The organism is Blastopirellula sediminis, assembly GCF_020966755.1.
Lineage (GTDB): Bacteria > Planctomycetota > Planctomycetia > Pirellulales > Pirellulaceae > Blastopirellula > Blastopirellula sediminis.
Window position 1 is genome coordinate 1816275 of sequence record NZ_JAJKFT010000010.1, and the last position, 15486, is coordinate 1831760.

Here is a 15486-nt window from a genome sequence, read left to right on the forward strand (position 1 = left end):
CAAGGATTCTGTCATGAAACACGAGAGCCCGCTCAATCAATCGCGCCGCGCCTTCCTCAGTTCGTGTGGAATTGGCTTTGGCGGTATGGCCTTGGCCTCGATGTTGTACGACGAGGCGTCGGGCGCAACTCGCAAGCCGCATTTCGCTCCGAAGGCGAAGCATGTGATCTATCTGCACATGATCGGGGCGCCGTCGCAACTGGATCTGTATGACGAAAAGCCAGAGCTCAAGAAGCGACACAACCAGCCATGCCCGCCGGAAGTGACCAAGGGGCGCGACTTCGCGTTCATCGGCAAGACGTCGACTTTGGCGGGATCGCCCTTTAAATTCAGCCGCCATGGCGAAAGCGGCCAAAGTTTTTCCGAGCTGCTGCCTAACATTGCCGGCGTAGCGGACGAATTGGCCGTGATTCACTCGATGCATACCGAAGAAATCAATCACGCCCCTGCGCAGATGTTTCTGCATTCCGGCTTCGGCCGCGGCGGGCGACCCAGCTTCGGTTCGTGGGTCAGCTATGGACTCGGTTCCGAAAACGAAGACTTGCCGGGCTACGTGGTGCTGCTCAGCGGACCGGCAGGCGGCGCCGGTACCAGCTTGTGGTCGAGCGGCTTCTTGCCCAGCATCTACCAAGGAATCCAGTTTCGCTCGGAGGGAGATCCGGTTTTGTTTCTTTCGAGTCCGGACGGTCGCACGCGTGACGATCGCCGGCAGGTGCTGGACGCCTTGGGTCAGTTGAACGGAGAGCAGCTCCAGGCGACCGGCGACCCAGAAATCGAAACGCGGATTCAACAGTACGAAATGGCGTTTCGCATGCAGGCCTCGGTGCCGGACCTGATGAATATCGACGACGAAACGAAAGCCACCCTCGATATGTACGGCGCCGTGCCAGGGAAGGCGTCGTTCGCCAACAATTGCCTGTTGGCCCGTCGCCTGGTCGAGCGGGGCGTGCGGCTGATCGAACTGTACGACGCCGACTGGGACCACCACGGCAACCTGCAGAATCGACTGTCCGCCAAGTGCAAAGAGACCGACGCCCCGATCGCGGCGTTGATTACCGACTTGAAGCAGCGCGGACTGTTGGACGAGACGCTGATCGTCTGGGGATCGGAATTCGGCCGCACGCCGCTCAACCAAGGGGGCAAGCCCAAGGGAAATGGAATCACTGGCCGTGATCACCACAAAGACGCGTACACGATGTGGCTGGCCGGCGGCGGCGTCAAGGGTGGCGTCAGCTACGGCCGATCCGATGACTTCGGCATGGACATCGCAGAAAATGGGGTCCATGTCCACGACTTGAACGCCACGATTCTGCATCTGTTAGGTCTCGATCACGAGCGACTCACCTATCGTTACCAAGGACGAGAGTTTCGACTGACCGACGTGCATGGCGACGTCGTTAAAGATTTGCTGGCCTGATTGCCTATCGAATCTCCGCCAGCTTGCCGCGTTTCTTTATCAGCGGATCAATCTTGCAGATGGGAATGCCCTGGTTATCAAGGTATGCGCTACGGGCCAGGAACTTCATTCACCGTGTAGTACGCATTGTGGTGAAGAAGTTCTTCCTTGTCGTGAGAGCGCAAACCAGCCAAGTTGAACTCGTAAACGAAGCCCTTTCTTAGCTCACTGGTTTGAATGACCGCGGTTAGGCCGTCTTCGGACAGAGATACCGATTCCACCGCACAGCGATGCTGCTCAATTTCTGGTCCGCCGTAACCGGCGTGGTAGGGATGAGTAAAAGCGGAGATCGAGTAAACGTCCTTCTTCTGACCGCTTACTTGGTCGACGGGCTTCGTAAACGTCAACTTAAATCCATTTGGCTCGATTGTAATACGATTGATCTCGAATGGCATCTTTCCGCTCCACTCGATTCTCTCTAGCGCAAACGGCTTAACTCCCCGTACCGGCCATCCTCGATTCGTGCCGCCGCAAAGGAGGTTTCCCTCTGGCGTAAATTCGACATCAAGAATTCCGGTCGAAAGTCCTTCTCGAAACGGATAGCACGCCCCCTGCCAGACTCCATTCACCTGTTCCGTGGTCGCTCTCATGACGACGGACAGCGTGTAGTCGCCGAGGAACATTTGTCCCTCGAACGGACCGAACTTCCCTTGAGTGTGATTGACGGCGAAATCGGTGACGGAGCGTCCCATACGGATGTACGGAAACACGACGGCGTAGGGAACCAACTGCTCGACTCGCTGGCTTTCCGTTGCGATTCTCGTTCCTGATTTTGGTTCCTTGGGCACGGGCCCTAGCTCCGGCGCAAACTTATACCACTCGAAACTAGCCGGATGACCATGAAAACTCTGTTCCGTAACAGCCTTCAGGCTGCATGAGCAGTTCCAAGGGCCCTGGCTTTCGACGTAGAACAACGCCCCATGTTCATCCAATCCAATGCCGCCAGGACTTCGTAGTCCGCTGGCGAAGGCCGTCGTCTTGCCTTCAGGCGACACCTTCATGATCATTCCGCGGTGCAAGGCACGCGAATAGTACGATGCCGACAGACCAAGGGCGATGAATTGATTGCCTTGCGGATCGAGTTCCGATCCAAAGGCGTATTCGTGGTAATTGGCGTAGCCCCATCCGTCTGACAGAGTCTCGAACCGGTCGGCCTTTCCGTCTTTATTGGTATCGCTGACGCGCGTTAATTCGCAGCTTTGCGTCACGCGAAAACCATCGCCGTCCCACAAGAGACCAAAAATTTCATCCAGGCCTGTTGCGAACAACTCAAATGAAGGATTGGGTTTTGCGGCGTCAATTCCACGGATGAGATAGATGTCGCCACGTCGCGTGCCAACGGCGATCCGGCCATCGGGCAGAACGGTGAATGCCCCCGCTTCGATGACTGAACCTGCCGGCAAGGGAATATTGACGATGGGATAATATTCACGTTCCCGTTGCTGCGTCCCCCATCGATCGCCAACATCTTCGGCGCAAATCGTTCCGACATTGGTAACGACAGCGAGAAGTAAGCTCAGGAGCAGACGAGCGTTCTTATTCATGAAGCAACCCATAGTTCAATTCAATCGTCGATTTACCTTGGGGCAACGAAAGACGGAGCAGCAGTTCCTGTTTTTCCTTGTCGCCGGTCTGCGGTCGCAATACCACATCCGTTCGCGGGAAAGAAAGTCTTAGTTTGCCGCTTCGGTAAGTCCCTTCCGACTCCTTTTCAATCTCGCCCGTTAGCGCTCGGAACAGGATGATTTGGGGCTTGGGCGAATCGAAGGTTATTTTGCGTGTAAGCCGCTTGACGTCCTGTTCGGCAATCGCGACGGAGGAATCCTCGATCTTGATATCTCCGAGCCGATACATGAACGTGGGGATCGAGTCGTCGTCCAGGAAGTAGCCCTGAAACTGGTAGCCAAGATTCTTTGGATAGAGAGGGTCAGGGTTTACCGGAGCCTCCTTGGTCATCACCGGCAGAAGAGGCCAAGGGGCGTCTTCCTTGTCAAGCTGGACGAATGAGACGTCTTGGGCCATCGTGATTGGACTTACGGCTGGATTAAAATCGCCGGCTCCCTGTCCGCTCCAATTAACACGAACAAAATCGCCAGGCCAAATTGCCGAAAGCGTTCCCGTTTCGGCGTTGAACGCATAGTTCAGTCTTTCGGGAAATCCCACAGCGATTCCCCGAAAGCCCGCTACACGGCTCCGTCCGCGGTAGACTCTTGCCTGATCGCCTACCGCCAGGGCTGTATTCACTTCCTGAATGCCGGGCGGAATTGGGGCGGATGTCCCCAACGAAAGGTAATCCCAGATCGCGTTAATCTGGTCATCCGTATTGCCATCCAGTATGTCCTTATACGCGGCGACTCCATTGGGCCAAGCGGTTGGCATGATGGTCCGAGTCCGGTAGGCGCCTGGATTTCGTAAGAAGCGATGAAACCATTCTTTATTCAGACGCTCTGGCATCGCGAGCAGATCAATCCCCTTGTTGAGTTGCGCCGGCAAGCCGTTGAAATTGTGACAGGCGACGCAATTCAGTCCCTTGTCGCCAAGGAGCGTGCGAGCGGCCGCTTGCCTCGCCTTCTGCTCGTCGCGACTCAATTCCGGCTCATCTTCCGATGGCGATAGTGCGACCTCTGGCTCGTCGTCCGCGTGTAGTCTCTGGAGCAAATCAGGCAAGTGGCGAAGATTGTTGGATCCATACTGAGGCATTCGCGTCAACATATAAGGACGCACGCTTTCGCCATCGAAAAGAACTTTCTTTAAGGCCAACGCTTGAAGCTTCGCCTCCACGCCGGTTAGAGGAGGTGGAATTCGGCCATCGTCCCCCAGGTTCTTTTCCGTAGTCTCAAAGAACGAGTTGTAGTCGTCGTGGACTCCGCCATATTCATCCCGGCGATGACAGGCAACGCAATTGAACGCCGTGAGCGTCTTGCCTAAGACAACCTTGTCGGACTCCTGCTTCGAGGCTTCCTGAAGCGAAGCGATAATTGCCGTCGCTTTCGCCGCGTCAAGTTCATAACGCGGACTGGGGCCAGGCGAATTCGACAGGCATCCGCGAGTCCAATCCGCGTCTTGCAGCGACAAGACTTTCGGAGCAGGCGTTATTCCGGGAGTCGTGTGGCAAGCGGCGCAGTTCAGTTCTGCAAAGTATTCCTTTCCCTTGGCGACCAGCGAGGGCTGAGGATTCACCGAGTGCTGCGGAGGAGGGTTCTGGCCGGTCAGGTAGTGGGCGATCGAGCCTGCCTCTTCGCGGGTAAGCTTCATGTCTGGCATACGACCAGAAGGCCTGACGATCAACGGCTGGAACAGAAACTCGCCGAGAGAATTCGCGTCGTACTTTGCAGGGACATGATCCAGCGAGACCGCGATGGGGGCGAACTTTGGACGATCAACGAGCTCCTCGTCCTCAAGGTCTTCATTTTCGTCAACTTCACGGATTGGAATTTCACGTGGGCCATGACATGCGACGCAGCCCACAGTGTGATAAAGCCTTTTGCCTTGGTCGAACGAGCCGGCCCGCGTGAGGCCTGGCCTTGTTTCGGAATGTTTTTGAGCGACAAGGAAATGCGTAATCGCCTCGGCGATCTCTTTCTTTTGCTCGGCAGACTTCGAAGCCAGCATATTCGGCATTGTCGTGCCGTGATGTACCGCGGAGGGAGACTCGATAAAACGCCGAATGTAGTCGTGCGATAGTCTTGACCCAACTTCAGATAAATCGGGGGCAAGCTTTTCAAAGACTGGGTCTTGCTGAATCCCAGCATGGCAGGCCGAGCAGCGGAGTTCCGATACCAACAAATCTCCCGCCTGCTTTTCGTTGAGCGGGTGATTGCCAGGCAGCGGGCTATCCGCCGACTGGGATATTCTTGCCATGTTCAGCGAGAGGATCACCAGCACGACTCTCAGAACAAATCGAAACACAGAGGCCTCCGATTTCGGTGATACTCGTTCATCAAAGTTGGGAAGTGGCGACATCGGCTACCGGGAGTGCAGGCGAGGATACCTGCGCTCTAGACGCAGGAACTCGCTCTTCAGGTGGGCGTTGATTCGCTAACTACTCTTTTGCCGCACGGACGTCGTTGACAGGGCAGTTCCGGAGGATTCGACGATCAACAGCGAAGACGATACGGCTTCTTTAATTTCTTTATCTTACCGGGCAAATGGGTCAAATAGCCGAGTATAAGCGACACGCTTTTCCGTAATAATTTTATGGCAACTTTTTGGGGGATTTGCTACATTGCCTCAAAGCGTTCCTCCTTCCTGCGACCATTCCGCTCACATTCCTTCCGCAACTCAGTCGGTCCATCGCCGATTACCTCTTTCCCTGAGTTCCGAATTATGGCAATGGCTCGTCCACGCGCGTTGCTAATGCGCTTCGTCTATTTCACGCTCGCAATCGCCTCCATGGTGTTGAACGTCCCGTCGGCCATTCATGGATCCGAATTGCTGCCGGAAGATCAGTCGATTGCCGAGGTGGTCGACCATTACATCTCGGCACGGCTCAAGCAGGAAAGGATTGACGCGGCTCCGCCTGCCAATGATGCCAATGTGCTTCGACGTACGACGCTCGATCTGGTGGGACGCATTCCGACGAGTAGCGAGACCGCCAGCTATGTCAACGACAAGGATGAATACAAACGGCGGAATCTGATTGATCGGCTCATCGGGTCGCCTGCCTTCGTTCGCCATCAGGTAAACGAGTTCGACGCCTTGCTGATGCCCGACGAAAAGAACCGGTTGCGCGAGTACCTGTTAGCGGCGTTTACTGAGAATCGTCCGTGGGACCAGATGTTTCGGGAGATGATGCTGGGGCAAGCGGATGACCCAGAGCAAAAAGGGGCTCTGCAATTTGTCAAAGCGCGGGTCGGGGATACGGATCGTTTGACGAATGACGTCAGCGTCACTTTCTTTGGCGTTAACGTTAGCTGCGCTCAGTGTCATGATCACCCAGATGTCTATGAGTGGAGCCAGGATCGCTTCTACGGAATGAAGTCGTTTTTCAACCGTACTTTTGATAACGGCGGTTTGCTGGGGGAGCATGAATATGGATTGGTGTCGTATCAGACGACGGAAGGCGAAGCTCGCAAGGCCCAATTGATGTTCTTGACCGGTGCAATACTGGAAGAACCAGAGGTTGCTGAACCAGACGACAAGACCAAGAAAGAAGAGAAGGAAAAGCTGGAAGAGTTGAAAAAGCAGAAGCAAGCTCCTCCTGCACCCAGTTTCAGTCGTCGCGAACAATTGGTGGAGATCGCTTTAAAGTCGGGCGAGAACGACTACTTTGCCAAGGCGATCGTCAACAAATTGTGGAATCGTTTCTTTGGTTATGGGTTGGTCATGCCTCTGGACCAGATGCATCCGGAGAATCCAGCGAGTCACCCGGAGTTGCTGGAGTGGCTGTCCCGCGATCTCGTTGCGCACAATTATGATTTGAGCCGGCTTGTCCGAGGCATTGTTTCCAGTGAGGCCTACTGTCGCTCCAGCGTTTGGAAGGGGAGCTCGCGACCGCACCCAGACACGTTTGCCGTTGGCAGCGTGCGACCCTTGACCCCGTACCAATATGCAACGCTCTTGCGCGTGGCGACGGCGAATCCCGACTCGCAAAGCGCCGATCAGAAGCCGGAAGACGTGGAAGCGCGTTTGGCCAGCCTAGAGAACGCTGCCCGCGGGATTGCCGGCGAAATCGAGTATCCCGGCCCCGAGTTTCAGGTTGGCGTTGCTGAGGCCCTCTTTTTCTCGAATAGCGAACGGGTCCGCAACGACCTTCTCCGGGATTCGAATGACATGCTGATCGGAAAACTGAAAAAGACGGATGACGTCAACGAGTTGATAAGCGTCGCGACCATGTCGATCTGGAATCGTTTGCCCGATCCCGAAGAAGAAGCGGCGCTGGTCGCGTACCTTCAAAGTCGGTCGGACCGTCGCGACGAGGCCATTGGTCAGATGGTCTGGGCGATGCTCACCTCCAGCGAGTGTCGATTTAATTACTAACCGCCCAAAGCAGGCAACCAGGTTCGGTTGCCATGGCGTTTGAGTCAGGGGTATCAATATGTCGAAACGACGCAATTGGTTTTGCGGTTCCGAGGAACACCGAATTAGCCGGCGTGGTTTTCTTGGCACGGCCGCCGCAACCGCCGGGTCAATGTCTGCGTTGAACCTGCTACGCGAGCCGTGTCTGGCCGCGGAGCTGAAGAAACAGGATAAACGCGTCATCTTGCTATGGCTGGCCGGCGGCGCGAGTCAACTGGAAACATGGGATCCTAAACCGGGACGTTCGACCGGAGGCCCGTTCGCCGCGATTCCCACATCCGTACCCGGAATTCACATTTCGGAATTGATGCCCAAGATGGCTCGCCGCATGGAGGACACGGCGATCATTCGCTCTTTGAACACGAAAGACGGGTCGCATGGAGGCGGGGCCCGCATGATGCACCTGGGGAGACGAGACGAAGCGGCGGTAAAGTATCCGGATCTGGGCGCCGTCTTGGCCCGAGAATTGGGCAGCGCTGATAGTCGAGTGCCCGACAACGTTTCCTTCTATACCGCGACGGAAGGGCGAGGAAGCGCCGTTGGGCAAGCAGGCTTCCTGGGGGCGCGCTATCTACCGATGTCGCTGACGACGAACTCGAAGCCTGACAACCTGGCGCGCCTCGATTCGATCTCGGATCTGGATCACCAGCAAAGACACGAGTTGCGAGAGCTACTGAGCAACAGGTTCATCGAGTATCGAGATTCCAGCAGCTTGCGCAGCCACAACGAGGCGTACTCTCGCGTTCGCGGCTTGATGTCCAGCGATAAGCTGTTTGACGTCTCTGAAGAGCCGCAATCGATTCGCGATCTCTACGGACCCTCGCTGTTCGCCGAACAATGCTTGATCGCGCGGCGGTTGGTTGAAGCGGGGACGCCGTTCGTAAAAGTATCTCGCGCATGGTGGGATAGCCACGGACAGAACTTTGAAACCCACCTGGAGCTCGTTTCGGAGCTCGACCACGTCATGTCTACGTTATTGGACGACCTCAAGCAGCGCGGCCTGCTGGAGAATACGATGGTCATCACGTTGTCTGAATTCGGCAGAACGCCCAAGATTAACGCGAGTCTGGGGCGTGATCACTTTGCCAGCGCTTGGAGTTGTTCGCTCTCGGGCTGCGGGATCAACGGCGGAACAGTCTACGGTGCTACCGACGAGGATGGTCAGACCGTGAAGGATGGCGAGGTCGACGCCGGCGATTTGTTCGCCACGATCTATCAAGCGCTCGGCATCGACCCGCATACGGAGTACCACGTCGGTTCTCGTCCGATTCCACTGGTTCATGAAAAAGCGTCGGTCGTGACGGACGTGCTCGCATGACGCTGGGACAAGACGATTTTCCAAGAGATCTCTTCTAGGCAAGACGCATGACAGCCCATCCTGAAAATCTGAAATTGATCAAGGAGATTTCGCGCCCCGATATTTTGTTCAGCGTTGCTGCGCTGAACGAAACGAAAGTCTTCGTGGGAAGCTCGGATAGCAAAATCCATCGACTCAATACCCAAGAGGACAAAGCCGAGCCGAGCGAACTTTCCGGGCATACGAGTTACGTCACGGGATTGGAGCTTGTCGGCGATCAACTTGTCTCCGCAGCCTACGACGGAAAACTGAAATGGTGGGACCTGGAAAACAAGGCTGAGATCCGCAGCGTTGATGCGCATGCAAAATGGATTCGCCGCACCGCGTTATCCCACGATGGTAAGCAGTTGGCCACGGTGTCCGACGATATGGTCTGCCGCGTTTGGGATGCCGTCAATGGAAACTGTCTGCATGAATTGAAAGGGCACCAAGCAGTCACGCCCAATCATTTTCCATCCATGCTGTATTGCTGCGCCTTCAGTCAGGACGATCGCTTGTTAGCGACAGCGGACAAGATTGGTCACGTGGTTGTTTGGGATCTTCAGTCTGGCAAAGAAGTCAAAACCATCGAAACGCCCGACATGTATACCTGGGACCCCAAGGCTCGTATTCATTCGATTGGCGGGGTACGAAGCGTGGCGTTTTCTCCCGATGGAAAGCAATTGGTCATCGGCGGCATGGGGCATGTCGGGAATATCGATCACCTCGGTGGGAAGTCTCTCATCGAAGTCTTTGACTGGGAAAAAGGGGAGCGACTGCATCAATTGGCGGACGATTCCTACAAAGGGCTTACCGAGCGACTAGTGTTCCATCCCAACGGAGAGTGGTTTATCGCCGCAGGTGGAGACCATGCCGGGTTCGTTAAATGCATCGACGCGAACACGGGCAAGACGATTGTCGATAGTAAAGCGTCGACGCATGTGCATGATATTCGACTGGATGACCAGCAAGGGATGCTGGTTGCCGTCGGCCACGGCAAGCTCTCGCTCTGGCAACTCTAGGTCGTCGCTGCTCAAGCTATTCCCTTGGATCCGTTGATCAAGCGGATTTGGCCCTTCGACTCTCACCATTTCGTGTGCGAAAATATTGATTCTTGTCACTCTACTCTGGGGTAGAGGTTCACTGAACGAATCGCTTGCGCCATGCAGCGGGAGTTAGACCGGTCACCTCGCGAAATCGTTTGGTGAAATGGCTCTGGTCGGTGAAGCCGACATCTACGGCGATCTCGGCCAGTTTGCGTGACGTCGTGGAAAGCAGACGCTGAGCGGCCTGAATCCGGACCGTTTGCAAGTACCCGGTCGGAGTGACTCGCAGCAACTGCTGAAAGCGACGATTGAAGTGGGTGGAGGATAGCCCGGCGATGGCGGCCATATCGGTCACAGAGATCGGTTCGGCGTAATGTTGTTCGACGTATCTCGCTACCGGAAGCAGTTCCTGCAAATATCGCGACAGTTCCTCCTGCTGCTCAATCCGGTACATTGCCCCCGCAATGCCGATCACTTCGCCGCTCGCATCAAACAGCGGCGCTTTGGTGCAAACGTACCAGCGCGGCATGGTGCGGCGATATAGAACTTGCCAGACCTGTCCTGGCAACGGTTGGCGACTGGCCATCACTCGACGGTCCTCGCTGATGTAGGCTTCCGCCAAAAGCGGCGGATGGAAATCGTAGTCGGACTTCCCAAGTGCCTGCGTTTCGTCGTCCAATCCGTGATTTTCCAGGAATTGCCGGTTCACTGTCACAAACCGACTCTCCGTGTCTTTCGCGTAGAAATACGTTTGCGGCAGGTATTTGAACAGCGATATCACCGATTCCGCCATCGGATTGCGGGCAAAAAATGCGGCCTTAAAGGCGGTGGGGGAAGAATTGCTCATGGTCTAATTGTACCAAGGGGGCAACTTGACGTCCAAGACAGTGTGCAAGCCTTGGCGTAAAGTTGGTGTAAGTCGCCGTACTCTGGCGCCCGCCGTGAGTATTCGCTCCGAAAGGAAACTCGTTGTGTCGTATCGGTTGAGCTTGACGGTCTTGCTAGTCGTCGCCATGTGCGCCATGGCGAGTGCGTCAGCACATGCCGATGACGTCTCCTTTTCTCGCGAGGTGTTGCCAGTCCTTTCTGATCGCTGTTTCCACTGCCATGGGCCGGATGAGACGCATCGAGAGGCGGACCTGCGTCTCGATCTTGAATTGGAAGCAAAGCAAGATCGCGGCGGATATGCAGCCGTATCCCCCAACAGTCTGGAGGAGAGCGAACTTTGGCGCCGAATTATATCCAACGACGAAGCTGAGTTGATGCCGCCTCCGGACTCGCATCGCAAACCGCTTAGTGAGAAGGAACGCGAAGCGATTCGTCGCTGGATTCTCAATGGCGCGAAGTGGGGCAAGCACTGGTCGTTTGAAAAACTGCAGCGTCCCGAGGTTCCTAAGCAAGATACGCATCCCATCGACGCGTTTGTTCTCCAGCGCTTACAGGAAGAAGGCTTAGAATTTTCTCCACCAGCCGAAGCCCAGACATTGCTGCGCCGCCTATCGTTTGATCTCACCGGACTCGCGCCGACACCTGAGCAGTTGGCTTCACTCAATAGTTATCCGAATGGCGAAGTGAATTGGTCGTCGGTAACCGAAAACATGCTCGCCTCGCCGCATCACGCCGAACGCATGGCGATGTGGTGGCTCGACGCGGCCAGGTACTCGGACTCCGACGGATTTCAACAAGACTCCGATCGGCAGAATTGGCCCTGGCGCGATTGGGTGATCCAGCAATTCGCGCAGAACCGACCATACGACGAGTTCACCCGTGAGCAGTTCGCCGGCGACCTGTTGCCCGACGCGACGGACGAGACGCGACTTGCCACCACCTTCCACCGCAACCATATGAGCAACGGAGAAGGGGGGCGGGATCCGGAAGAGTCTCGCATCGACTACGTCATCGATCGCGTGAACACCACCGGCACGGTCTGGCTTGGACTGACGCTTGGTTGCGTCCAATGCCATTCGCACAAATTCGATCCGATCACGCAGCACGAGTACTATTCGCTCTTCGCGTTCTTTGACAGCATCGATGAGACCGGCGGTGCGGGTGGAAAGGCAAACCCGTTCGTCCAGTACGCCTCGCCGCTGGTTGCCGACCGCGTGACCGAGCAGCAGGCCTATTCCGATCGGTGCGAGCAACAGGTACGGGAAGAGCGAAAACGGGCCGACCAGCGCTTCAATCGCTGGTTGGAGGCGTTTGTTGCAGCGCCGCCAAGCGACTACAAGGTTTGGTACAACCCTGCGCCAGAGGTTTCCAGCGCGGAGGGGACCGAGTTTTCTATTGATGCGGATCAGATCGTTCAGACGATCGGCCCGATCCCTTTCCAGGACGATTACCGCATCGTTTTTCGGGCGCCGGAAAACATGTCGCGCATCACCGGATTCAAAATCGAAGTCTTCCCGCACGAGTCGCACGAAAATGGGAAATACGCTCGCAATGGCAACGGAGAGTTTACGTTGACCAACGTGCTGGCGATGGGACGCGCCGAAGGAAGTCCGTCGGAGCGGCAAATTGAGTTAAGCCAGGCCGTCGCCAGTCACAATGCGGACGCCAAACGCAAGTCCGCTTGGGACGCAGGGAGGTACGATAGCATTGTCAAGACGCTGAACGACGATGCCCGTGACGGCTGGACAACGGAGGGTATCGAAGCGATCGAGCCACGCGTGGGCCTGTTTCAACTTGCTGAGCCGTGGGAAGCCAAGCCCGGCGATCAGTTCATCATTGTCCTGCGTCATCGTTCCACGCACGGCAACGCCAGTATCGGTCGATTTCGACTCTCCCTCACCAGCGAACTGGGGCAAGTCGTGACCCAATTGGACGCGGCCTCGCCGATCATGGAATTGATGGAGAGTCTCGCCGCAGATCCAGGCAAGCCGATCGACGGCGGACTCCGCAAGCGGCTGTTAGACCAGTATTTGCTGGCAGATGACGTCTATCAAAAGGTCCGCGATCGTGCGGCGGCTGCGGTCGACGAATTAAATCGATTGAAGAACGAGACCAAGCCACGCAGAGTGATGGTCCTCGCCGAACGCGATACGCCGCGAAACACCTATATCCTTGAACGCGGCGTGTGGGACGCCAAGGGCGAGCAGGTTGAACGCGGATTTATCTCGCATATCTTTGAAGTGCCTAAGCCAGAAGAAGGCAAGACGCTCTCACGTCTGGATCTGGCCGACTGGATCCTCGACAAAGAGAACCCGCTGACCGCACGCGTCACGGTCAACCACCTGTGGCAGCTGATGTTTGGACAGGGCCTGGTTCGCACGCCCGAAGACTTTGGGCTCCAGGGTGAGTTGCCGACGCACCCCGAGCTGCTCGACTGGCTGGCGATCGAACTGATCGAAAGCGGCTGGGACCTGCGGCATATCCTTCGGTTGATCGTTACCAGCAAGACGTACCGTCAGAGTAGTGGCGTCACCAAGCCGTTGCTTGAGAAGGATCCGGAAAACCGGCTACTGGCCCGGGCGCCACGTTTCCGTCTTCCCGCCTGGATGATTCGCGACAATGCGTTGCATGTTTCGGGGTTACTAAATAATGCCGTTGGTGGTCCGCCTGCCAAGCCGTATCAGCCCGAAGGCGTTTGGGCGGAGATCACGATGGGCCGATTCCGTTATAGCCCCAGCGTCGGGCCCGAACAGTACCGGCGGACCGTCTATGCGTTCTGGCGCCGAACGCTCGCGCCGACCTTCCTGTTCGACAGTGCGCAGCGTCGCCTCTGCGAGGTCGGCGTGCGTCGAACCAATACGCCGATGCACGCCCTGACGCTGATGAACGATACCACGATGCTTGAGGCGTCTCGTGCGCTGGCGGATATCGCCGTTGAGCGCCGATCCAATAAAGATTCCATCGAACAAACGCTGAATGACCTCTCGATGCGAGTGCTTTCGCGCAAATTGAATCGAACCGAGCAGGCTGCGCTCGAATCGGTTCTGGTGAACGCTAAGCAGCATTATGAATCTCACGCCCAGGACGCGGCGCGATTCATCGACGTCGGGTTGCGAGAGACGGCAAAGCAACAGGACGCCGTGTCGACCGCGGCTTGGATGATCGTATCGAGCACGCTCTTAAACCTCGACGAGGCGATAACCCGTGAGTGACCCAATTTTTAAACTTGGACGGCGTGACTTCCTGAAGCAAGTCGGGTTGAACCTTGGGGCCCTGTCTTTAGCCGCGCTGCTCCGTGACGAAGCGACTGCATCTGAGCAGGCGGCCGGGCTTCCGCATTTTACTCCCAAAGCGAAACGGGTGATCTTCTTGACCCAGTCCGGCGGGCCGTCGCAGATCGAGTTGTTCGACCACAAGCCCGAACTGCCGAAGCTAGCGGGGACCGAGCTTCCGCCCAGCGTCCGGATGGGCCAGCGTCTGACGGGGATGACGAAAGATCAGAAACAACTGATTCTGCCCCCGATTACCAAGTTCCAGCGGCACGGAAATAGCGGGACCATGCTGGGCGAATGGCTACCGCATCTCGGTTCGATCGCCGACGACATCTGCATCGTCCGGTCGATGGTGACTGACCAGATTAACCATGCCCCGGCAATGACCAAGTTTCTAACGGGTCACCAATTGCCGGGACGGCCGAGTTTTGGCTGTTGGGCGAGCTACGGCTTAGGGAGCATGAACAGTAACCTTCCCGACTACGTCGTGCTATTGTCCAAGATGAAGCGCGGCAGCGACCAGCCGCTTTACGACCATTATTGGGGAAGCGGCTTTTTGCCCTCCAAGCATCAAGGGGTAAAGCTTCGTAGCTCCAAAGATCCGGTGCTCTACCTCAACGATCCCGCTGGATTTCCTCGCACGCTTCGCCGTGACATGATCGACGGCCTATCTACTATTAATCGCGAGCGATACCAGCAGACGCTCGATCCCGAGATCGAGACTCGGATCGAACAATACGAGATGGCGTTCCGGATGCAGGCGAGCATCCCAGAGCTAAACGACCTCAGCGACGAGCCGGATGAGACTTTCGAGTTGTACGGTCCTGACTCTCGCCGGCCTGGTAGTTATGCCGCCAACTGCATCCTTGCGCGGCGTATGGCCGAACGCGGCGTCCGCTTCATCCAGCTCTTCCACCCAGACTGGGATCATCACTCGAGGCTAAAGTCGTGGTGCGTCTCCCGTTGTTTGGATACGGACCAGCCCAGCGCAGCTTTAATCAAAGACCTTCAGCGACGTGGCCTGTTAGAAGACACGCTGGTGATCTGGGGTGGAGAGTTCGGTCGCGGCGTCGCTGGCCAAGGGGACTGGAAGTCCCCGCTTGCCGGCCGCGACCACCACCCGCGATGCTTCTCGATTTGGATGGCCGGCGCGGGGATCAAACCCGGCTTCACCTATGGCGCGACCGACGACTTCAGCTACAACGTCGCGGAAAACCCTGTTCACGTCCGCGACCTGCATGCGACGGCGCTGCATCTGTTGGGAATTGATCACGAACGCTTTACCCACCGCTATCAAGGCCTGGACTTTAAGCTCACTGGCGTCGAGCCCGCCAAGGTCGTAGAAGACATCATCTCTTGAAGCCATCGCACGCAAGTCGACGTCGAGCGTTGAGCTTGGATAGGTTGATACAACTGCGCTCTTCGAGAAGCAAGATATCTTTATCGCAGTGGTACTAGTCCTCATGTCGT

Annotated in this window: 9 protein-coding genes; 6 read left to right on the forward strand and 3 right to left on the reverse strand. The window is 56.4% G+C overall.

The genetic code is table 11. The annotated features are described in order from the left end of the window. Nucleotides 1–13 precede the first annotated feature (13 nt). Nucleotides 14–1417 (forward strand): DUF1501 domain-containing protein, encoded by a 1404-nt coding sequence (locus LOC68_RS19050; RefSeq protein ID WP_230221688.1) that lies wholly within the window; start codon nucleotides 14–16, stop codon nucleotides 1415–1417. 89 nt (nucleotides 1418–1506) lie between these two features. On the opposite strand, the gene LOC68_RS19055 is transcribed toward LOC68_RS19050, so the two are convergent. Further along, nucleotides 1507–3000: a DUF7133 domain-containing protein gene (locus tag LOC68_RS19055; protein WP_230221690.1), complete on the reverse strand. Its 1494-nt coding sequence runs from the start codon at nucleotides 2998–3000 to the stop codon at nucleotides 1507–1509. Further along, the gene (locus tag LOC68_RS19060) at nucleotides 2993–5419 is read right to left on the reverse strand and encodes a hypothetical protein (RefSeq protein WP_230221692.1); all 2427 of its coding nucleotides are present in this window, start codon (nucleotides 5417–5419) and stop codon (nucleotides 2993–2995) included. The genes LOC68_RS19055 and LOC68_RS19060 overlap by 8 nt, the downstream gene beginning before the upstream one ends. Before the next feature lie 369 nt (nucleotides 5420–5788). Between LOC68_RS19060 and LOC68_RS19065 the strand changes: the two genes are divergently transcribed. The 3 genes from LOC68_RS19065 to LOC68_RS19075 are packed head-to-tail and all read left to right on the forward strand — an operon-like array spanning nucleotide 5789 to nucleotide 9832. Then, entirely contained in the window at nucleotides 5789–7435 is a 1647-nt protein-coding gene (locus tag LOC68_RS19065) for a DUF1549 domain-containing protein (RefSeq protein ID WP_230221694.1), read from the forward strand. A 58-nt stretch (nucleotides 7436–7493) separates the two neighbouring features. Next, nucleotides 7494–8792 carry a DUF1501 domain-containing protein gene (locus tag LOC68_RS19070; protein WP_230221696.1) on the forward strand — a complete coding sequence of 433 codons (1299 nt, stop codon included), beginning with the start codon at nucleotides 7494–7496 and terminating at the stop codon, nucleotides 8790–8792. Nucleotides 8793–8839: 47 nt separating this feature from the next. Next, complete coding sequence (locus LOC68_RS19075) at nucleotides 8840–9832, forward strand: WD40 repeat domain-containing protein (RefSeq protein WP_230221698.1); 993 nt, start codon at nucleotides 8840–8842, stop codon at nucleotides 9830–9832. A gap of 118 nt (nucleotides 9833–9950) precedes the next feature. Here the strand turns inward: LOC68_RS19075 and LOC68_RS19080 are convergent, their stop codons facing one another. Next, nucleotides 9951–10703: an AraC family transcriptional regulator gene (locus tag LOC68_RS19080; protein WP_230221700.1), complete on the reverse strand. Its 753-nt coding sequence runs from the start codon at nucleotides 10701–10703 to the stop codon at nucleotides 9951–9953. A gap of 25 nt (nucleotides 10704–10728) precedes the next feature. Between LOC68_RS19080 and LOC68_RS19085 the strand changes: the two genes are divergently transcribed. Together LOC68_RS19085 and LOC68_RS19090 are read left to right on the forward strand one after the other, a co-directional pair. Beyond that, on the forward strand, nucleotides 10729–13956 hold the full coding sequence (locus LOC68_RS19085; RefSeq protein ID WP_230221701.1) for a PSD1 and planctomycete cytochrome C domain-containing protein: 3228 nt from the start codon (nucleotides 10729–10731) through the stop codon (nucleotides 13954–13956). Then, entirely contained in the window at nucleotides 13949–15376 is a 1428-nt protein-coding gene (locus LOC68_RS19090) for a DUF1501 domain-containing protein (RefSeq protein WP_230221703.1), read from the forward strand. Before LOC68_RS19085 ends, LOC68_RS19090 begins: the two co-directional genes overlap by 8 nt. The last annotated feature ends 110 nt before the right edge of the window (nucleotides 15377–15486 follow it).

What these genes read in the sequence shown, in the direction of transcription:
- LOC68_RS19050 (WP_230221688.1), top strand. Translation starts at nt 14, where the DNA reads ATGAAACACGAGAGCCCGCTCAATCAATCGCGCCGCGCCTTCCTCAGT.
- LOC68_RS19055 (WP_230221690.1), bottom strand. Translation starts at nt 3,000, where the DNA reads ATGAATAAGAACGCTCGTCTGCTCCTGAGCTTACTTCTCGCTGTCGTT.
- LOC68_RS19060 (WP_230221692.1), bottom strand. Translation starts at nt 5,419, where the DNA reads ATGTCGCCACTTCCCAACTTTGATGAACGAGTATCACCGAAATCGGAG.
- LOC68_RS19065 (WP_230221694.1), top strand. Translation starts at nt 5,789, where the DNA reads ATGGCTCGTCCACGCGCGTTGCTAATGCGCTTCGTCTATTTCACGCTC.
- LOC68_RS19070 (WP_230221696.1), top strand. Translation starts at nt 7,494, where the DNA reads ATGTCGAAACGACGCAATTGGTTTTGCGGTTCCGAGGAACACCGAATT.
- LOC68_RS19075 (WP_230221698.1), top strand. Translation starts at nt 8,840, where the DNA reads ATGACAGCCCATCCTGAAAATCTGAAATTGATCAAGGAGATTTCGCGC.
- LOC68_RS19080 (WP_230221700.1), bottom strand. Translation starts at nt 10,703, where the DNA reads ATGAGCAATTCTTCCCCCACCGCCTTTAAGGCCGCATTTTTTGCCCGC.